A 20,141-nucleotide genomic window follows, 5' to 3' on the forward strand; every position below is an offset into this window, starting at 1 on the left:
AAAGCGCTCGGTTTCCACGGCGATGTTTTCGGCAGACGTCTCCATTCCCTCCGAAACCATCCAAGTTTCAAGGTCATCATACCAAGCATCGCTACCTGGAATATGGTCAGAGCGGAACATTTGCTTCCCTATGGTAGAGAATGAGCTCCCTTCGCGCAAGCTCCATCAGGGCGGCGTGCAATCGACGGGAAGCAAGAATTTCAGGAGTGACTGGTTCTTTCTGTGAGCGGAGCCACTCCTGACCTGCGACATAAGAGAGTGGGTCGAGCAATCTCCAGCCGTTGACAATATCCCCTGCCACTGCGCCGGTGAATCGAACCGAATAAGTGAACTCCGGTGAACAGACCCGGATTTCGAGGGCATGATGGAGGACTCCGGTGACGAGATCCCTCAAGCTCGGGGGAGTGGAGAGCGGATGATTGTGGGTGGCGATATTACCCTGCAGTTTTCGGGCATCCACGGGCACGTGTTCGGGTGTGCCACTTTTTCTGAACACCTCCAAACCGAACGGAGTGAAGATCCGGGCGTGCTCTCTGGCTGCAAAGCGGATTTCGTTTTCGGCTGTGAGGACGGTATTCCTGCCTTCGTCGGACATTCCCTCCAAGGGGATGAATCCCCCTCCCGAGTTACCGATATCCTCGATATCCGTGAGGAAAGTTCGAAGCAGTCGCTCAGAGATGTCCGTGGGATATCCGCCCGGCCCGGTCAACTCGGGCTGGTTGAAGTGAATCACGCCCGCGTCGATGGGCGCGGTATTGGTGGTCTTGGCGGGATTGTGAGTATCTTGGTTTTCCATACCTCACACGCGCGGTGTCAAATCAACGGAGGAGAGAGTGGAGTCAGGCTCCTAGAATCCGGTGCTGCGCCGCAGCATCCAGCGGAGTGCAGAGGCGATAGCCTTCGCCGCGCGGCGGCAGGGTGGCGGTGAATTGGTCACGCGCTTCGTCGGTTTCGAAATCGAGTCCGATCAGGGCACGGCCGATGCGTTCGCCGGACTGGCGGTAGTTGAAGTAAAAGAAGCTCGCGCGGCCGCGGATGATCTTGTCGAGGAAGTCGTGGAGCGCGCCGCGGCGTTCGTAGAAGTCGAGGCGCAGGAACAACGGGCTGGTGAGCAGTTCCTCGCGCAGCGGGATGGCGCGGAAGTTCACATCCACGGCACCGGCCAGATCTTTCCATTCGTAGCCACCCACCGCGAGTCGTTCGGGCAGGGCGGCGAGCTGGGAATCATCATCCGAGGTGACCGTGAACACCGGCCAGGCCTCGGTGGCGTGGTACTTGCCGTATTGGAAATCGGTGATGTTGAGCCCCTCGAAGCAGCCATCGAGCAAGGCCAGCATGGTGCCGGGACGCTCCGGGATGCGGACGCGCAGGGTGCGGCTGGCGGTAGCGGACGCACCTTCCGATTGGGCGATCAGCCCGAGTTGGAGGAAGTCGATGTTCGCGCCGGTGACGACGACCAGCACACGCTTTCCGGCCAGGGCCTCGCGGTTCTTCAGCACCGCGGCAAGACCCATCGCGCCGGATGGTTCGGAGACACAGCGGAGGGTTTCCCATAGCACGCGGATGGCGCGGCTGACCTCGGTGTTGCTGACGGTTTCGACTCGGGCGAGCGTGTCGCGGCAGACTTCGAATGGCAGCGATCCCGCTTTCCGCACCGCGGTGCCATCGCAGAAAATATCGACCTTCTCCAAGGTCACCGGCTCACCGGCTTCCAGTGCGGCCTTCATCGAGGCCTGGCCTTCGCCTTCCACGCCGACGAGTTCGGTATCCGGCCACAGCATCTGGAACCAGCACGCCGCCCCGGCGGCCATGCCGCCCCCGCCGATTTGGAGATAGGCGGCATCGAAAGGGCCGTGTCCGGAAAGCACGACCTCGTCCGCGAGCGTGGCCTGACCTGCCATCACCTGGACGTCATCATACGCATGCAGATAGACCGCGCCGGTGGTGCGCTCATCCTCGCGGGCGGCGGTCACGGCTTCATCGTAGCTGTCGCCGACGAGGCGGATCTCCACGCGGTCGCCGCCATGGAGTTTCACCGCCTGCTGCTTCACGCGCGGAGTGGAGCGGGGCATGTAGATACGGGCGTCGATACCGAGCTGCTTCGCGGCGAGCGCGACTCCTTGGGCGTGGTTGCCAGCGGAAGCGGTGACCACACCGCGGGTGGCTTCCTCGGGCGTGAGCACGGCCATGCGGTTGCAGGCACCGCGCCACTTGTAGGCTTTGATCGGGGAAAGGTCCTCACGCTTCACCCAGATCTCCGGACCGGGGCCGGGACCGGGCAGGATCAGACGCTCAAGGGGGGTGGGCTGCCCGAACCGGTACACCCGCTCGCGGGCGAACAGGGTTTCCTGCCGCAGGCGGCGGTCGAGGGGCAGCGCGTCACGTTCCATGCCCTTGGTTTCGGGCAGGGGGGCGGAGCGTGCAAGGCTGTATCCTCATCTCTTGGCTTCTCATCCCAAGCGATTCAGCGCTTGAAGAGTTGAAGGTTCGCGTTCGAGCCGCGGACCTGGTAGCCGGAGCCGAAGGGCACCTGCGGTACCGGACCGGCGGCGGCATAGGCGGCCTTTAGATCGGACTGGGCGTGCTTGGCAAAGAGTTCGATCGGCGTGTCGTAGCTGCCGAAGAGCTTCGTTTCCCAGCCGTTGTAGAAGCGGAAGGGAATGCCGGAATCGTCCTGAACCACCGCGCGGCTGTTACTCAGCACGAAATTGCGGATGCCGGAGAAGCCATCGTCATGCATCAGATACGAGGCTGCCTTGAAGTAGGCGACAGAACCGCCGTAGGACGAGAGCCACGAGCGGTAGCCGCCGCTGAAGCCACGGTTCGAGAGATCGCCCGCCACGTAGATGACGCGCTTCGAGCCGGCACCGGGGAGCCGGAAATCGATCTGCACGCCGGAGTTTCCGCCCGCTGAGATGGCCTGGATATTCTGCACCGTGCCGTTCATCAGACCGATGGTGGAGAGCAGGATCGGCGTCACGCCCTGGAGCGGGCCATTGGCCAGATCGCTGCGCATGTCCTTTGTGATGAAGTAGCCGACCTTGAGCTGGGTATCGACCGAGCGGGAAAGCTGCGAGAGCGCGCCGAACACCGCGCCGGGATCCTGACCCTCCAGCATGGGCAGCGTGCCCGCCGGTTCCAGCCCGAGCAGGACGTAGGTGGAGGTGTGCGGGAACATGCCGATGGCGTGCAGCAGGTCCGGACCGCCGAAGGGATAGAGCAGGGTGTTGGGCGAGCCGATGGTCGGCGCGAGGTTCGCATCGGACCACATGCTCTGCTTGTAAGTACGACGCGAGGCGTAGTAACGCCAGCGGTAGCGCATGTCGTCCGAGTAGGACTTGTAGTTCGCCGTCATCTGCATCTGGGCGAGGGCGGCACCGTGTTGCACCGGCTTGCCGGACAGGAAGAGGGCGACGTCATTGGCATCGCCGGTGCCGGAAACCGGGGCGAACACCGGTGGCGGATCATTGGCGGCCGGATCACCGGGTGTGGTGGTTTTGACCGGTGCGGGCGAGCAGCCGGAAAGAGCCAGCGCGAACAGCAACAAGGAGGCGCGTTTCATCGGGATTTGCGGTTGAGTGGAAACCAGAGGAGGGCGCAGACGAGCGCGGTAACGAGGCCGGAGAAAGTGGGAGCGGTCAGCCAGACGCGGAGACCCGGCTGCCAGCCCGGAGACTGCCAGCCGACATCCATGGCGAGGGATTGATAGATCACGAAGGCGCTCATGATCAGGAAGAGGGTGGCGGGTAACAGGGACAGTGCGCCGACCTTGCCCCGTCTCCAGAGAATGAAGAGTCCGGCGACCGTCAGCGCGGAGCAGAGTGTAAGCCCGACGGTGGTGTATTTCATCAGCTTTTCGAGGTCGCCCTTCGATTGGGAAGGATCGGCCACGGCTCCGGCAGCGGGTTTGGAAAAGAGCGCGAGGATCTTGCCATAGAAGACGAAGAACACCGCCAGTCCGGCCTGAAGCACCAGCGAACGGATTGGAGGCCGGTCCTGCGCCGCGAACCAACCCAGCGCGGGCATGTCCCGGCCCATCGATCCCAAAACCCGCGGACCTGCCCACAGCAGCGCACTGACCGACGAGAAGAGTCCCGCTGCCAGGAGGGCGGAGGTCCAGTGGGCAACCCCGGGACCGAACAAGGCTCCCGCTGCGACATCGGCGATCGCTTCGGTCTCCTTCAGGCTTTCCATGGAGGCGGCGCGCAGGAAAGCGGCGTTCAGCGCCACGTAGATCGCGATGACAATCACGGTGCCGCCCACGAGGGCACGCTTCACGTCGCGCTTCGGCTGGTCCCATTCCTCAAGGCCATACACCGCTGCATTCCAGCCGGTGTAGGCGTAGAAGACCCAGAACAGCGAGGCGGCGAACGCCGGCTGGAACATGGCCTTCCAATCCTCGGACTGCGAGGCCCAGCGGACGTCGCCGTGGCCTGGCAGGAACAGCGAGGCGATGAGGAAGATGGCGATCAAGGCGAGCTTCAGGGTCGTGGCGACCAGTTGCACCCTTCCGCTCGTCCGCACGCTCATGGCATGCGAGAATGCTCCGAGCAGAATGACCGCCACGGCTGCCGCCTCCACGGGTATCGCGGGGATGCTCCGGTTGAGATAGATGCCCAGAGCGAGCGCCACCAGCGCCGTGGGGGCGGCGAATCCGACTACGGCGGAAAGCAGGCCGGCCATGAAGCCCAGTGCCGGGTGAAACAACTCGCTCAGGAAACGGTACTCCCCTCCGGAACGGGGCATGGCTTTCGCCACCTCGGCATAGCTGAGTGCCCCGCAGAGGGCCGCCAGACCACCCACGATCCAAAGCATCAGGATCGGCGTTGCCGCACTGTAGGTAAAAAGCTGGAAGTGAAGGGAGACGAAAACGCCGGTTCCGATCATGTTGGCCACCACCAGGGCGGTGGCGGCGGAGCTTCCTGCACGACGCGTTTCAGACACGTCCCCTTTGTCGCCCCGATCCCGTTAGAGTGCAAGAAATCCACGGAGTGGCGGCGAAATTGTCGCGGGATATTTCTTCCTGCCGTGCGTATGCTGCGGCAGCGATGTCGGAAATGGACGAGCAATACTGGACCGCGCCGGACGGACGGCGGCTGTGTTATGCCGAATACGGCGATCCGGCGGGGAAGCCGCTGCTGTTTTTCCACGGTTGGCCGAGTTCTCGGTTGCAAGGGTGGATACTGGACGAGGAGGCGAAGCGGCTAGGGCTGCGGATCATTTCCCCGGACCGGCCGGGGATGGGGCGTTCCGATTACGCTGGAAAACGGACGCTCGCCCAGTGGTCGGAAACGATCCGGGGGCTCAGCGATCATCTCGAGCTGGCCGAGTTCCGCGTCATGGGGGTTTCCGGCGGCGGTCCCTATGCGCTGGCGTGCGCCGCGTGGCTGCCGGATCAGACCAAGCGCGTGGCAGTCGTGTGCGGGGCTCCGCCGCTGGTCGAGTTCAAGGATCACTCCGATCTGATGTGGACCTACCGCCTGCTTCTAAAAATCCGCCGCCATGCTCCGGGGGTGTTGGGCCGTGTCATTGGGTTGTCCCGCCGGATTTCCGACATGCCCTCCAATCGTCCGCCGATGAGCTGGATTCTCAAATCGGTCCCGCCGGAAGACCGCGACGCCATCGAGGGCGCGGGCGGCTACGACACTTTCATCGGCAGTTTCCACGAAGGCATCCGTCAGGGCGGGCCCGGCGTGGTCGCGGATGCGGATGTTTATCTCAATGACTGGCAGCTCGATTTCTCCTCGATCCGGGTGCCCGTCACCTTTTGGCATGGGGCACTCGACCGCAATATCCCCATCCGGATGGCCCGCGAGGTGGCAGCCAAAGTGCCCACCGCCACCACTCATTGGTTCGAGGACGAGGGGCACTATTCGTTGCCGCTCCGGCAGCTCACCCCGATTTTGGAGGATCTGGCCTGAACGGAAATAAATGTTCAAATGAACATTTATTGATGGCGTTCGGAAAATTCCGGGAGCATGGTGCTCCCATGGCCGAGCGTGGGCGCGGAGCGGACGGAAATCCGCTCAACCGGTTCGACCGTTTCCATGTGGAGACGGACGAGGACGCGTGGGTGGATGACGCTCCCCGGCCGTTGAAGACGGTTTTTCTCGGGGATGATTCGCAATCGATCCTCACGAAGAGCGACACGGAGGATCTGCCATTCGACCACGGCCTGAATCCCTATCGCGGGTGCGAGCACGGCTGCGCGTATTGCTACGCCCGGACCTATCACGAGTATCTCGGCTTTTCCGCCGGACTCGATTTCGAGTCGAAGATCGTGGTGAAGCGGAATGCTCCGGCCTTGCTGGAGAAAGCGCTTCTGAAAAAGACCTATCAGCCCGGATTCATCGCCATGTCCGGTGTGACCGATTGCTATCAGCCTGCGGAGCGCAAGCTGGAGATCACGCGCGGTTGTCTGGAGGTGTGCGCTCGTTTCCGCCAGCCGATCCTGTTGATCACGAAGAACGCGCTCATCTCCCGTGACCTCGATCATCTGGTGGAGCTGGCGAAGCATCGCGCGACCGCCGTTTTCCTTTCCGTGACCACGCTCGATCCCAAGCTGGCACGCATTCTCGAACCGCGTGCGTCCACGCCAAGGGCACGATTGGAAACGATCCGTACCTTGGCGGAAGCGGGAGTGCCAGCGGGCGTGAGTGCCGCACCGATGATCCCGGGCCTCAATGATTCCGAGATGCCCGCCATTCTTGCCGCCGCGAAGGAACATGGTGCATCCTTCGCGATGTATTCGATGGTGCGTTTGCCCGGCAGCGTGGCGGAGGTATTCGCGTCGTGGCTGGCGCGGAACTTTCCGGATCGGAAGGAGAAGGTGCTGAACCGCATCCGTGCGGCCTATGAAGGCATGCTCAACTCCACCGCACCGGGATTTCGGAATCGCGGCGCGGGGGCTGCGGCGGAGCAACTTCGCGCGATGTTCCATGCGAGCTGCCGCCGTCTTGGATTGGCGCCGCGCCCGCCCCAGCTATCCACCGCTTCCTTCCGCCGTATGACGCCGGGGCAGGGGGAGTTGTTCTAACCGTAGCTGAAGTCGTGAGACTTCAGGCAGGGTCGGTTTACCCTTATCCCAGAGCGATGTCTTTGGAGTTGTCGAGGGCTGACCGGAAGTATGGGGGACTTCGTAAGTCAGCCCAGCCTGAAGTCTTGCGACTCCAGCTACGTTCAAGGCTTCGCGGCAATCCAGCTCAGCGAGGCATTGTGGCTGGCGATGGCGTAGGGCTTGCCGCCAACGAAGCCGGGTAATTCCTCGCTGTAGCCCGGAACCGTGAGCACCCAACGACCGGGTTCGTCTGTGGTGAATTTGACGAGGCCGTCGGCACCGGTTTCCAATGCGCGGTGGCTGCCATTGGGCGCATTGAGCTGGGCCTTCGCGCCAGCCAGCGGCTTGCCGCGGAAATAGACACGGACTTCACCGGGTGTTCCCGTCGGCACGATGTCCAAGGTCAGGGAGGGTTGTCCGGCGATCTTGTCACCTCCGGCGGGCAGCCAGCGGCTGTAGAAGATCGGCCGTCGCGCGGGCTTTCCCTCCGCACCTCTAACAGGAAAGACGGCTTCCGCGACCACGGCTTGATCCGGCTTCGCTCCACCGAGCGTATAGTGGTCGGATTTTTTCAGCGATTCCAGTGGCTTGGTTTCCGCGGTCACCGGCAGTACGGCGGCGACCGGCGTGCCGAGGGAATCGAGACGGCCCGGTGATTTTTCCGGTTCGCCGTCGAACTCACCAAAGCGGACCACAAGGGTTCCATCCGGACCGGGCTCCACCCACACCGAGTGGGCGAGCGCGGAGTGAGCGAGGAAGCAGGTAGCGAGAATGCCGAAGCGCAGGGATTTGATCATGATCGTGAGCGGTGGAAGTTTCAGGCGGTCTTTTTCAACTGCGGCAGGATGCCAGCCTCGATGGCCTTCTTCGCCGCGGCATCCGGATTCTTTTCCCAAGTGGCCTTGGCCTTGTCGTTGAAGAAATAGACCTTCGCCCCTTGGTAATCGACGGACGGGCTGTAGGGCGTGATCAGGCTCTGCCGGTTGATCGGGCAGTAGCGCTGGGAAATCAGTTGGACCTTGTCGAGGCCGAGTTCCTTCTCCTTGCCTTTGAACTGCGGCAGTAGGCCCAGTTCCGTGGCCACCTTCACGTAGTAGGTGGTGGCTTTTTCATCCGCCTTCCACATGCGCTCGCACTTGCCGCAGCAGAGCGCGACCGGAGTGCCCTTGAAATCGACCTGATGATCGTCCTCGACCTTGTCCTCCGTCATCATCGGGCAGTGCTTGTTCGCGGGGGCATCCGCGGCGAAGCCAAGGCTGCCGACGAGAAATGAAACGCCGAGGATCGCGGCACGGAAGGGAAGTGGGAGAAGATGCGGATTCATGACTGGAGGGTAACAAGCGTGGAGAGGGTTTGATGGCGGAGGATTGCGCTATTTGGACGCTTGGTTGTCATCTTGGTTTGAGGTGACATCCCGCCGTCTTTCGAAGTCCTTCCGGGCTATGCCCAACGCCGCTCATTTCAACGGAACAACGACTCCACGCCCATCGCCGACTTGCGCATGAACTTCGGGATCGAGTTCGGACGGTGGCGGTGGAACCAGCGGAACAGCGGTCCGAGCACGTTCAGCGTGAAAAGATGGTCGATGATGCGGTAGCCGCGCTGCTTCCGCAGCAACAGCGCGGAGGCCAGCCCGAGCGTGCGGCGCTTGGTATGGAACTCGCCGAAGTCGAGCTTGATGCGGTAGCGGGCGCGGATCGCCTTCGGCCAGCGCTGCTTGTAGGCCTTTTTCGCCGCGCGCAGATCGGCGACGAGGGCTTCGTCCGATGGCAGGAAATAGAAGCGCCGTGCGAGCAGGATCAGATGAAAGAAATCCCGCATATGCTCCAGGTCGTCCACCGGCAGTCCGGCTTGTTCCGCGAGTTCGATCATGCGCGGAAAGAGCGTAAACGCCGCCTCGCCCGTGCGCAGCGCCTGTTCCGTGTCCTTCACGAAGTGGCGCAGGATCTCGCGTACGGCGTTGTTGATGAACAGCGAGTCCCAATAGACGTGCAGAAGCGGGGGGATGCGCACGCGGCGGAAGAACAGTTTCTGCGCTGCGAAGTCACCGACATATAGTAGATCGCGGATCACCGTGTCCGCGTGACGTAGCAATTCCAACGCGGCGATGGCGCGGTCTTCGCCGAGCACACCCGCAACGGCTTGCTCAACCGTCTGCTGCTCTTTGAAAATCCGCAGCGCGCACAGCGTGTTCAGCCGGATCCACACGTCGCGATCGTTCTCCTCGATGAACGCGAGCCGGCGGAAGCGATGCCAACCGCCGGTCTGGCACCATACCGAAAGTCCCGCGACATTTTCTGCGGCGCTGAGCTCATGGGCGAAGCGTTCGTGATCCCAGCCGGTGAAGGAGGGATACTCGCCCGCACCCTCGTATTCCTTGCGCGCCTGCAGCTCGAGAATCTTCGGTTGCTTGACGGTGAAGAATGCCTGGTTGAGCGGCAGGTAGCGGAAGAAATCGCTCTCACCGTGTTTCATCGAGACGATGAAGTTCGGCGAGTCGATGTCCTTGAGCGTGGTGGCCAGCGTGCGGCGGTGCCAGATGAGATCGCCGATGCGATGGGCCCCGACCGTCCATGTGCGGAGGATGAGCGTCTTGTTCCGCTTCTCGAATTCCGGCAGCAGCTGGTGCAGCATCCGGTTCGCATCCGCGGGGGTTTTCAGGTGCAGGTGGGTGCGGATCGGGTCCTTCACATCCACCCCGTCGCTCTCCCCGATGCGGAGAATCAGGCCGTCAAGCTGGGGGAAATCATCGAGCACACCGCGGATCAGGCAGCGATAGTAGGCATCCAGCTCCGCGGGTTTCGTGCCCAGCTCTGAAACTACTGCGGGTGTCGTAGGAAGGACGTCGGACGTCAGCAGGATGCGGAGGCGGGTTTCGCGCTTCACCCGGTCGAAGAGCGTGGCGAACTCCTGGCGGAAGACGTCGATCTTCGCGGCCACCTCCGGTTCGTGGGCCGGATGGGTGGCGAGATGCGCGAGGTCGTCGAAGGTGATCGTGTTGAAGCCGGCGGCTTCGATCCCGCGGCAGAAGGCGGAGAGATCCTCCCCGATGCGATCCCATTGCTGGCGGCGTTCCGGGCCTTCGGTGGAGAGGGCGTTGAAGGGGATCTTCGACCAGTTGACCCGCTTCTTTTCGTAGCCCCGGAAAAACGGGCCGATGCCATCGATGATGAACCACTCCATGGTGCCTGCGACGGCAAGGTGGCAGGATCGTCACGGGTGGCGAGAGGGAGTGGATGGCGGATTCGTCACAAGAGGTGGAAGCAAAACACCCCGGCTCCCGGAGAAGGAGACGGGGTGTTTCATGCCGGTCATGCCGGTTTCATTCGCTGATCTTCACACGGAGGAAGGCCTTGGGGTTGCCCGAGGCGATCTGGAAGGTGCGGTACTCCCAACCGTTGGAATCGGAGAGGGCAGGGAGGCCGGTGGAGTCCGGAGCGGTCTCGAAGACGAGCATGTTCCAGTCCACGAGATCGGTGCTGGCCTGGACGCGGTAGCGGACGCCATCGATGAGCGGGGAGAGCAGCCCGTCTGCATCGGCCACGAAGGCTCCGGCGTTCTTGCGGACGGGGAGGGTGATGGTGGGACCGCCTGCGGTTTGCCTGATTGCGGTTTTGGCATCGCTGGTGCCGGAGAGCGGGGAGCCGTCGAGGGCGAATTCGCCCAGGTTGTTGAGGCCATCGTTGTCCGGATTGTCGGCCTTTCCGTTGTTGCCTGCCGTCAGGCCCTTGTTCGCCGCCCAGACGAGATAGGGTACGGGCGCGCTGGCCACGGTCAATTTTCCGGTGCCGGAGAAGTGGACGTCGTCCTGATGATCGGCACCCGAGAGTGTGGAACCCCACGTTCCTGAAAGTTGCTGCACTCCGTTGATGAACAGCTTGTCGACGGTGTTTGTGCCGCTGAAAGCAAGATCCAGCACCGCCGCGCTGGCGATGTTCACGCTGGAGGTGGAGGCCAGGCCGGTCTGGGTGAAGCTCAGCACGCCGGCGTTCACCGTGGTGTCACCGGTGTAGCTGTGTGCTCCGGAGAAGCGGGCCGTGCCCGCGCCATTCTTGGTGAGCGTGCGTGCGCCGGATCCGGCGCCGGTATTCTGGCTGATGGCTCCGGTGAACTCGAGATCGATGGCGGCGGGGCCATCCGCGGCGGTCACGGTCAGGCTGGAGTTGGTCATGTCCACCTTGTTGTTCACCGTGGAGGTCACCGGCGCGGCATTGGAGGAGATGTTCAGGCCGTTGCCGGGGGCGCGAAGGAAATCGTTCGCCGCGGTGGGGCAGTTCAGGGTTCCTCCGATGAGCACGATGTTCTGGATGTATTCGGAACCCGCCAGATTCACCGTGCCACCATTGATGGTCACGGTGCGGGTACCGGTGGAGGCATTGCGACCGTCGATGCCGAAGGGCACGGTGGTGGTGACGGTCGCTCCCGGATTGACTGTCAGGTTGCCGAGACCCACCGAGCAGGTTCCATTGCCGAAGCCACCGCTTTTCGACAGCGTGAGCGTGCCGCCATCGACGGTGGTGGTGCCGCTGTAGTTGTTGCCGGTCGAGCCGGACAGGATCTGCGTGCCGGTGCCGACCTTGCGGAGAGAGAGCGCGGGACTGCCGGTGCCGCCCTGGGTGATCTGGCCCGAGAAGGTACCGCCGCCGTTGGCCGCGCCGATCGTCAGCGTGTTGTTGGTCGAACTGTTGGTGCCGATCGAGCCGCTGCCGTTCAGTCCGTTGATGGTTTCACCCACGCTGCTGAAGGACAGGTTCAAGGTGCCGTTGACCGTCACGTTGCTGCCATCCGGGATGGTGTCGAAGACGGTGCCGGCGGTGCCGAGTTGGAGAACGGCGTTGCTGTTGATGACCAGATCTCCGGTGAAGTAGTTGTCACCGGCCTCGAAGACCACGCGGTTGCCGGAGGTCGCCGGAGCACCGATGGTCAGCGTGCCGACGCTTCCGGCGATGTTGCGGAAGTTCACGCGGTTGGCTGCGGTGGCACCGTTCCGCAGGATCGTCGGGCGATAGAGATGGAGCGCGGTGAAGCTCACGCTGTCCGCGGAGGCTGCGGCAGTGCCGATGGTGGCGGTGCCGGTACCCTGCGGAGTCACGATGATCGGCTTGGCCAGCGTGGCGTTTGCCGTCGTTCCGTTGGTCAGGAATGCCACCGCGTTGGCAGCCGTGTTGGCATCGCCGAGGACAATCGAGGTATTGGCGAAGGATGTGCCGGTTCCCTGGTTGGTGGTGACGGTGCCGGAGGAAATGATCACGCCACCGGTGAAGGTGCTGGCGCCGGTGTTGTTGAGCGCCAGCGTTCCCGCTCCGGATTTCAGGATGGAGGTGCTGCCGCGGATCGTGCCGGTACCGGCGAAGGTGTAGGTGTTTGCGGCGTTGTTCACCACGATGGCCGAGGGGGCGAGATTGCCGGCGAGGGTCACCGTCTGGTCGGCGGCGGTGTCTCCGAAGGTCACGGCATCCCCCCAGAAGAACAGCGAATCCGCGGTGCCCGTCCAGGGTGTGCTGGTGTTCAGATCCCAGGTGCCGCCGGTGGTGGCGCTCCAGGTTTTCGCCTCGGCCTTGTACTCCAGCGTCACGGCACCGGAGGCGTTCGTGAGCAGACCGCTGCGGTAGTTGGTCTGTGGGATGAACGCTCCCGTGCCGGATTGGGTGCCGGTGTAGCGCAGCACGTTCACGGCGCCGGAACCGCCGGCCGTGTAGTCGCCGAGCTGGCTGGTGTAGATGTCTGTCGTGCCATTGAGCACAAGATTCGCTCCACGCACGGCAGTGATGCCGGACGGGCTGGCGAGGATGCCCACGCCGGCGACGTTGTTGAAGGTGATGTTGCCGGTGGTGGTGCCGGACCCGGTAAGGGTGGCTCCGCCGATGAGTAGCGGGCTGGCCAGAGTGCCGGTCACGGCCAGCGTGCCGAAGTTGACGGTGGTGGTGCCGGTGTAGAGGTTTGCTCCGGAGAGGGTCAGGACTCCCTGGCCGTTTTTGGTGAGGCCCCCGGTCGAGGTTGGCACGCTGCCGGAGAGGGTGAGATTGGCATCCGCGCGCAGTACATCCCAGATGCCGGTGATGCCGGTGTTGAGAGTGAAGCTGCGGTCGGTTGAAGCCGTCGCACCGACGTAGTGAACCGTGCTGGCGGCGGTGAAGACCAGGTTGGCCGCGCTGTTGCTTGCCGCGCCGAGGTTGCCCGCCACGCCGCCGTTGTTGATCGCGGATACCCGGGTGGTGCCTCCACCGAGGCGGGTGATGCCGGTGTAGGTGTTGGCACCATTGAGGGCCAGAATGGAACCGTCGGTGCGATCCAGGTTGCCGGTGCCACTGATGACACCGTTGACGGTGACGAGATTGCTATAGCCCGCGCGAAGCGCGCCGCCACCGGCACCCAGCACGATGCTGCGGGTGGCGGGGAGATTCACATTGCCACCGGTGCTGTAGGCGGTGTTGGAGCCGGCGACCACGAGGTTGCCGAGGACGGCGTTGTCGAGCGTGAGCACGTTTGCCGCATTCCCCAGGGCCGCGTCACTGCTGATGCCCAGCATCGCGGGTGTGGAGGCACTGCTGATGGAAATCGGGCCGGTGAAACGATTCACACCGGTGATGAACAGTCCGCCCGGACCGTTGTGGGTGATGCCGGTGACCTGCGTGCCCAGGATACCGGAAAGCAGCACTCCCGAAGACGAGCTGGTATCCGGGATGTTGGTCGCCTTCGTGCCTGAATTGACCAAGGCGATGGTACCGGTGCCGCTGAGCCCGATGTTGCCGGACACCACGACATGGCGGTTCACCTGGGTCACGTTGTTGCGCAGCGTCAGCGTCCGGTTCGTGCTGGCGGAGATCGAGCCAGGCACGGTCATGCCGCCATTGGTGCTGCCGATATCGAGGTCTGTGTTCGCGATGAGAATGGGAACGCCAACACGGATCGCTTCTCCATCCGCGGCGGCGGCAGTGGCACTGATCGCGGCATTCGCATTGCCGAAGACGTTGTTGCTTCCTCCGGTATTGTCGAGTGTCAGGACTCCGCCGCCGGGATTGATGGTCCACAACTTCCCGGGATTGTTTCCGAGGAGTTGGCCGACGGTGGCATTCACGTTCAGCGTGGTGGTGGCATTGTCCGTGGTGCTGGTGTATCGGGCGATGTCACCGGCCGCATTCGGCGTTCCGCCGCCCCAGTTGTCCGAGTTCCAGACAGCGGTGATGCCGTTGTTCCAGGTAAAGGTGGCGGATGAGGCGATGCCCGTCAGGGAAGCGGCGAGGGCAAAAAAAAGTGGACGAGGTTTCATGAAGGTATGGCGATGCAATAAGTGGGGGGCGCCCACCGAGGGATGGGCCGATGACCTCCATTCCATCCGAACTGAAAAGCTGACCGTCCCGGGGAGGTTTTTCGCGATTTCCTCCACCGGCTGTCTGCCTGTCCAAGCCGGCGGGTGTCGCCTGAATGCCAAACGCCCCGGCTCCTGAGAGAGGAGACGGGGCGTGGGAAGAAAGCGGAATGTTGCTGGATCAGGCGGGCATGCGCGGGGTGCCCGGAAATTTGCCGGAACCGCCGGAGAGCGGATTGCTATTTCGCTCAATTCCTCCGGCGGCGCAGCATCAGGATGGACAGTCCGATGACGCCGGGCATCACCACGCCGGGCTCGGGAACGACCGTAAGCGTGACGAACTGACCCGGCACGTAGTCGCCGGTGAAGTTCTGTCCGCCAGTACTATTCTGGTAGTTGATCACCCAGTCGTTGTCGAGCGCGTGGAACTGCTCGCCTTCCGTAAGAGTGTCCCCGGAGAAGGTGAAGTAGCCGCCGTTCCAAGTGCCGGTGTAGTTCACGAGTGCGAACACGGTGCCCTCCGCGAATGGAGCCGCCGGAGCGAGCGTGGCAAGGTCGGTCAGCGTCAGGGTGACCACTCCGCTCAAGGTGAGATCGCCATTCACCACCAGCAGATCCGATCCAGCGGATGTGGCCACGGAGGAGTCGAACTCATGCTGGAGCGTGGACCCGTCGTTCATCGTCGTGGCTCCGGCTGAGAAGGATTCCACCGAGGCTCCCGGGGAAAGCGTGCCGCTGACATTGAGAGCTCCACCGTAGATGCCATTGCCGCCTGCGGTCGATCCGCTGGCCACAGTCATCTGTCCGGTGGCTGCCGAGCTGTTGCCATTGATCCGGAGCGTGCCACCGCCATTGACGGTGGTCGTTCCGGTGTAGCTGTTGATCCCCGTCATGGTCACCGTGCCGGAGCCAGTGTGGGTGATCGAGCCGCTGCCGGAGATGTCATTGGAAACCGCAAGCGTGTTGCTACGGTTGAAGGTCAGCGTCGCGTTGTTGGTGACCGCGCCGCTTCCCAGCGTGCCGGTGGTGCCGCCATTGCCGACTTGCAGCGTGCCGGTCGAAATCGTGGTCGTACCGCTGTAGGTGTTCGATCCGGTGAAAACCAGGGTGCCGGAGCCGGTTTTGGTCAGGGTGGCTCCGGACGCGGCTTCCGAGATCACGGAAGAGACGGTGGCCGTGCGGCCCGTATCGATCTGGAAGGTGTGGTTGCCCGTGGCCGCGAGCGTCAGATTCGTGGAAACGGTGAGATCGGTCGCGGCGTCATAGTTGCGGATGGTGCCGTCGTTCCAGTTGAAGGCGCGGGTCATCGTGCCGGTCGGTGCGGTGCCGTCGCTGCCTGCCTGGATGTTCTGGGCGGCGAGCGTCGCCCCGCCGTTGAGGTTGAAGGTGCCGCTGATGTTTCCTCCGGCGGCTGCGGTGACATTGCGGTCACCGAGCACAAGGCTTCCCACTTTTACAGTGCCGCCTGTCACCGTGAAGGTGCCGGTGGCGGCCCCGGTGCCGGTATTGGCGGCTACCTTCTGGCCGATGGTCAGGGTGGTCACGTCCAGCGTGCCCAGGCCCATGAGGACGGTGCCGGTGGCGGAGTTGTTGGCGGTGCTGGTTCCCTGACCGATGACGAGGTTGTTGACGAGGGCGTCCAGACTGCTGGCGGTGGTGCCGGTGGTCATGTCCAGCTTGCCGGTATCATTGCTGACGCTGCTGCTGTTGCTGCCGATGACGAGGCTGTTGACACGGGAGGTTCCATCGGTGCCGCGCAGGGTGAGCGTCGGTGCACTGGCGAGGCCGGCGGCGAACTGGACGACGCCGTTCACCTTGCCATTGCCGATCTCCATCGTATCGGCGTTGATCGTGTTGTCGTGGCCGAGGTTGACCGTGGAGGTGATGACGCCGCTGCCCGAGTGCCCGGAGTGGCCTATGCGGAAATTGAGCGCGGTGATGGTGTTGGTGCCGGAGGCGAGCGTGAGTGTGTTGCTGGCGGCACCGCTTGCCACTCCGGTACCGGAGGCTCCGCCGACATCGAAGTTGTTCGCGGCGGCCGAGTAGGTGAACGAACTCATGGCCGCGAGATTGAGCGTGCGCGAGGTGCCGGACGCATTGACCGAGAGGTCGAAATTCGAAGCTCCGTTCACCGTGAGCGCATTGCCACCGGTTCCGGTGACGGTCGCAGTGACTCCGTCAGCCAGCGACAGGCTGCCGATGGTCGGGTTGAGGGAACCCACGTCCAGCGTGGAAGTGCCGATGAATGCCACGGCACCGCCGGTCGGCAGGCCGGTGGCCCCCACCGCCAGGATGCCGCCGGCGATCGTGGTGGTGCCGGTGTAAGCCCGGGTGCCGGTGAGGGTCAGCGTGTTCGAGCCGTACTTCGTCAGGCCGCGGGTGCCGGTCAGTCCGCTGAGATCGTAGGAGAAATCACCGCCGGAAGTGTTGAGCCCGAAGTTCGAGGCGGCATCGAGAGTCGCATTGGCGAGCAGCGTATTGATGTCCGTCTGGGTCCATTGGCCCGCGCCACCCACGCTCATCGCCAGCGTGCCACCGGCCCCGGCGCTTACCTTGCCGGAGACATTGTAACCGGACAGAGACGCGGTCGTGGTGGCAAGCAGCGTCCCGGAAGTGCCGGCATTGGTGGTGCCCGAATAGGTGTTGGTGCCGGTTAGAATCAGCGTGCCGGACGAGGTTCTGGCGAGATTGCCAGCACCGCCGATGTTACCGGCGAGCGTCAGATCGTTGTACCCGGCATCGAAGGACGCCGTTGCCCCCGAGTTGATCGTGATCGCATTCGAGATGGTCTGGGCGGTGGCGGAGGCGCTGGTGCCATTGGCGATTGTGGCGCTGCCGGAGAAGGTGATCGTGCCGGTGCCGAAGGCGTTCGTGGCCGCTCCGTTGGCGATGCGGACCGAACCATTGCCGATCGTCGTGCCGCCGGAGTAGGTGTTTCCTCCGCTCAGGATATACGAGGCTCCCGAAGCAGCCGCCGTCCCGGTATTCAGCGAAAGGTTGTAGGCTCCCGAAATCTGGCCGCTGAGCGTGGTCGCACCCGCGGAACTGTTCGAGATCGTCGAGTTGGCCTGCAGGACGATCGGGCCGCTCAGGGTGGTGGCGACCGTGCTGCTGATGCGGATCACGCCGCGGCTTTCGCTACCGACTCCCTTGAGGAAAATCCGGTTGGCGAGTGTCACGCCCGCGTTGATCCAGAGTTCGCCTGCCGAACTGGAACTGCCGTCGATGACAATGTCTCCGGTGCCGAGGGTGGCTGCGGTGGCATTCAACTGGATGCGTCCGCTGTTGATGAAGGTGCCGCCGGTGTAGGTCTGCGCGGTGGTCAGGAGCAGTCCCGAGGTATTGCTGGCGCCTGTCATCGTCAGCGCGCCGCTGCCGCTGATGGTCCCCGCGTAAGTGAGAGTGCCACCGCTGTTGTTGACGCTGATCGTGCCGCCCGCGGCTCCAAGGGTGATTCCGCGATTGGTGCTGAGTGTAAACGAACTGGTGGTTCTCAGCATGCCGCCGCTGATCGTGATTTGGTCCGCCACCACCGCACCTGGAGCGGTGCCCAGACCACTATCCGCCGCGATCGAAAGGATGCCGGAATTGATATAGGTCTTGCCGGTATAGGTATTGGTTCCCGAGAGTGTCAGAGTGCCGGTACCGGCTTTCACCAGATTGACCGCGTTCGCACCGTTGTCGCCGATCACCGCTGAAATCGTCGCGCCACCGCTGTTATACTGGTGGACGACCAGATCGTAGCTGCCGCTGCCATTGCCTGCGGTCAACCGGGTGGCACCCGTGGTTCCGGAGATGGTGAAGGCATTGGTGCCGGTGATCAGCAGGCCGCCGTTGGTCAGTGTCATCAGGTTGGCTCCCAGCGAGAGCGTCTGGCTGGCCGCCGGGTTTTCCACCTTGAGGGAGTTGGTGGTGAGGGCGCCTGCCAGCGAGGTGCCGGCGGTGATGCGGGAATTGGCCGTGTCCGTGCCGGAAGTGGCCATCGCGGTGTAACCGCTGTAAGCCGACAAGGTGTAGGGTGAAGCTCCGCTTGCCGTGGTCGCCCAGTCGTATCCGGTATTGGCCGTGCCATTCGAGAAGACCACCCGCCCGCCGTAGATGCCGGTCGCGTCCTTGTTGGTGGAGGTCGTCAGCGTCACGGTGCCGGTGGAGCTGTCCCCCGGGGTCTTGCCAACCAGAAGGCTGCCGCCCGCCGCCGTGGTGGTGAGGGCTCCGAGCGTCACCGTGGTGTCCGTGCCGCCGTTCGGCGTGACGAGAATTTGTCCGCCTCCGGCCGTGACGGTGGTTCCATTGAAGGTTTGGGCGGTGGAACCACTGGACTTTCCTTTGATGGAGAGCGTGCCGCCGCCGAGGCTCAGTGCCGAACTGTTGCTGATCAGATTCGTTGGCGTGGCCATGTTGGCGAAATCCAATTGCAGGATGCCGCCGTTGACCTTGGTGGCTGCGGTATAGGAGTTGGATGCGGACCCGTTGAGTACCTGGGTGCCCGAGCCAACCTTGGTCAGACCGAGGTTGGCCGCGCCGGTGAGGGTTCCACCGTAGGTGCCGGAACTGTTGTAGGCACCGACCGTGAGCGTGTTGGTGATGCCACTGTTGATACCGACGGTGCCGGTGCCGTTCAGTCCTGCGATGGTTTCGTTTCCGCCTGCAGTGTAGGAAAGGTTGAGGATGCCGTTCACCGTGACGTTGGCGGCATCCGGGATATAGTTCCCTGCGGCATTTGCCACCCCGAGTTGGAGGCGCGAGCCACTGGTGATGACCAGATCACCCACGAAGCTGTTGGCGGTGCTGTCGAAGACCACCCGGCCGGCACCGCTGGAGGAAATGGTCAGCGTGCCCACGTTGCCGGAGATTCCGCCGGTGAAAGTCAGTCGGTCGGTGGTGCCGCTTTGCAGCGTCGTGGCGCGGTTCAATTGGACGGCACCGGAATAGGTTTGTGCGGTGAAGGTGTTGGTGCCCGTGCCGAGCGTCACCGTCCCGGTTCCGAGGCTGCTGACCACGATGCCGCGGGCGAACGTCTGGGTGTTTGCAGTCGGTGTCCACAGGAAGGCCACATCCGAGGAACCGGTGTTGGCATCGCCGAGGGTGACGGTGCCGGTGCCCGCGCCCGAGACGTTGTTGGTCGTCACCGTGCCCGCGGAAATCACCAGACCTCCGCTGAAGGTGTTGGTCGCGTTCAGGGCCAGCGATCCGGTTCCCGTTTTGACCAGCGAACTGCCGGTGCCCGCGAGAATGGAGGAGATGGTGGCGTTCGTGTTGGCGGCAACGGTATTGGTGATCGCCCCCAAGGTCAGCGTGCCGCCGGTGATGGTATAGCCGGCGGTGTTGAAAGTCAGTCCTCCAACTGTGATCCCGGTCCCCAGAGTGACCGTGCCCGCGGTTCCTCCGAACACGGCGATGTCGTTGTTGGCATTGACCCACGCGATGTTGGTGGCACCTGCGTCAGTGGTCCAATTTCCATTGGTGGTGTTCCAGGTGCCGGCCCCGCCGGTCACCGAACCGTCCCCGGTTCCAACTGTGCCCGGGGTAATATCCCAGGTAATGGCCGCCCCGCAAGCCGGGCTGGAGAGCTGGGCGAAAAAGGCGAGACTGGCGAATGACAGGGCAAGACGATTCCTTGGGCGCATGATCGGGGAGGGGAAACCGGATACAGAAAGAGCGCCTCCTCCTATCCGCCCAAACAGTGGAATGCAACAATAGAGTTGCAGCCGCTGGGCGTGGCATCCTTCCCAAGCCATGGACCGGACGCAAAACGCCCCGCCTTCCATGGGAAGG

The 20,141-nt window shown here is 63.3% G+C and carries 11 protein-coding genes; 2 read left to right on the forward strand and 9 right to left on the reverse strand.

Annotated features, from left to right (window positions below):
- Nucleotides 1-106 precede the first annotated feature (106 nt).
- The 4 genes from KBB96_RS00175 to KBB96_RS00190 form a co-directional block, all read right to left on the reverse strand.
- Nucleotides 107-796 (reverse strand): hypothetical protein, encoded by a 690-nt coding sequence (locus tag KBB96_RS00175; protein ID WP_211631471.1) that lies wholly within the window; start codon nucleotides 794-796, stop codon nucleotides 107-109.
- Between the two features lie 43 nt (nucleotides 797-839).
- Nucleotides 840-2,390 (reverse strand): pyridoxal-phosphate dependent enzyme, encoded by a 1,551-nt coding sequence (locus KBB96_RS00180; RefSeq protein ID WP_211631472.1) that lies wholly within the window; start codon nucleotides 2,388-2,390, stop codon nucleotides 840-842.
- Nucleotides 2,391-2,464: 74 nt separating this feature from the next.
- Nucleotides 2,465-3,562 (reverse strand): hypothetical protein, encoded by a 1,098-nt coding sequence (locus KBB96_RS00185; protein ID WP_211631473.1) that lies wholly within the window; start codon nucleotides 3,560-3,562, stop codon nucleotides 2,465-2,467.
- Nucleotides 3,559-4,944, reverse strand: a complete 1,386-nt coding sequence (locus tag KBB96_RS00190) for an APC family permease (protein WP_211631474.1) — start codon at nucleotides 4,942-4,944, stop codon at nucleotides 3,559-3,561. Before KBB96_RS00190 ends, KBB96_RS00185 begins: the two co-directional genes overlap by 4 nt.
- 29 nt (nucleotides 4,945-4,973) lie before the next feature.
- Between KBB96_RS00190 and KBB96_RS00195 the strand changes: the two genes are divergently transcribed.
- Nucleotides 4,974-5,921 carry an alpha/beta fold hydrolase gene (locus KBB96_RS00195; RefSeq protein WP_211631475.1) on the forward strand — a complete coding sequence of 316 codons (948 nt, stop codon included), beginning with the start codon at nucleotides 4,974-4,976 and terminating at the stop codon, nucleotides 5,919-5,921.
- Between the two features lie 68 nt (nucleotides 5,922-5,989).
- Nucleotides 5,990-7,036, forward strand: coding sequence for a PA0069 family radical SAM protein (locus KBB96_RS00200; protein ID WP_211631476.1), 1,047 nt, complete (start codon nucleotides 5,990-5,992; stop codon nucleotides 7,034-7,036).
- 143 nt (nucleotides 7,037-7,179) lie between these two features.
- On the opposite strand, the gene KBB96_RS00205 is transcribed toward KBB96_RS00200, so the two are convergent.
- From KBB96_RS00205 to KBB96_RS00225, 5 genes are all read right to left on the reverse strand, one after another.
- Nucleotides 7,180-7,854 (reverse strand): DUF4198 domain-containing protein, encoded by a 675-nt coding sequence (locus KBB96_RS00205; protein ID WP_211631477.1) that lies wholly within the window; start codon nucleotides 7,852-7,854, stop codon nucleotides 7,180-7,182.
- A gap of 20 nt (nucleotides 7,855-7,874) precedes the next feature.
- Nucleotides 7,875-8,381 (reverse strand): hypothetical protein, encoded by a 507-nt coding sequence (locus KBB96_RS00210; RefSeq protein WP_211631478.1) that lies wholly within the window; start codon nucleotides 8,379-8,381, stop codon nucleotides 7,875-7,877.
- Between the two features lie 137 nt (nucleotides 8,382-8,518).
- Nucleotides 8,519-10,240 carry a hypothetical protein gene (locus KBB96_RS00215; RefSeq protein ID WP_211631479.1) on the reverse strand — a complete coding sequence of 574 codons (1,722 nt, stop codon included), beginning with the start codon at nucleotides 10,238-10,240 and terminating at the stop codon, nucleotides 8,519-8,521.
- Between the two features lie 139 nt (nucleotides 10,241-10,379).
- Complete coding sequence (locus KBB96_RS00220) at nucleotides 10,380-14,327, reverse strand: beta strand repeat-containing protein (protein ID WP_211631480.1); 3,948 nt, start codon at nucleotides 14,325-14,327, stop codon at nucleotides 10,380-10,382.
- Between the two features lie 287 nt (nucleotides 14,328-14,614).
- Nucleotides 14,615-19,993, reverse strand: a complete 5,379-nt coding sequence (locus KBB96_RS00225) for a beta strand repeat-containing protein (RefSeq protein WP_211631481.1) — start codon at nucleotides 19,991-19,993, stop codon at nucleotides 14,615-14,617.
- Nucleotides 19,994-20,141 lie beyond the last annotated feature (148 nt).

The organism is Luteolibacter ambystomatis, from assembly GCF_018137965.1.
Lineage (GTDB): Bacteria > Verrucomicrobiota > Verrucomicrobiia > Verrucomicrobiales > Akkermansiaceae > Luteolibacter > Luteolibacter ambystomatis.

What these genes read in the sequence shown, in the direction of transcription:
- KBB96_RS00215 (WP_211631479.1), bottom strand. Translation starts at nt 10,240, where the DNA reads ATGGAGTGGTTCATCATCGATGGCATCGGCCCGTTTTTCCGGGGCTAC.
- KBB96_RS00200 (WP_211631476.1), top strand. Translation starts at nt 5,990, where the DNA reads ATGGCCGAGCGTGGGCGCGGAGCGGACGGAAATCCGCTCAACCGGTTC.
- KBB96_RS00210 (WP_211631478.1), bottom strand. Translation starts at nt 8,381, where the DNA reads ATGAATCCGCATCTTCTCCCACTTCCCTTCCGTGCCGCGATCCTCGGC.
- KBB96_RS00220 (WP_211631480.1), bottom strand. Translation starts at nt 14,327, where the DNA reads ATGAAACCTCGTCCACTTTTTTTTGCCCTCGCCGCTTCCCTGACGGGC.
- KBB96_RS00225 (WP_211631481.1), bottom strand. Translation starts at nt 19,993, where the DNA reads ATGCGCCCAAGGAATCGTCTTGCCCTGTCATTCGCCAGTCTCGCCTTT.
- KBB96_RS00175 (WP_211631471.1), bottom strand. Translation starts at nt 796, where the DNA reads ATGGAAAACCAAGATACTCACAATCCCGCCAAGACCACCAATACCGCG.
- KBB96_RS00185 (WP_211631473.1), bottom strand. Translation starts at nt 3,562, where the DNA reads ATGAAACGCGCCTCCTTGTTGCTGTTCGCGCTGGCTCTTTCCGGCTGC.
- KBB96_RS00205 (WP_211631477.1), bottom strand. Translation starts at nt 7,854, where the DNA reads ATGATCAAATCCCTGCGCTTCGGCATTCTCGCTACCTGCTTCCTCGCT.
- KBB96_RS00180 (WP_211631472.1), bottom strand. Translation starts at nt 2,390, where the DNA reads ATGGAACGTGACGCGCTGCCCCTCGACCGCCGCCTGCGGCAGGAAACC.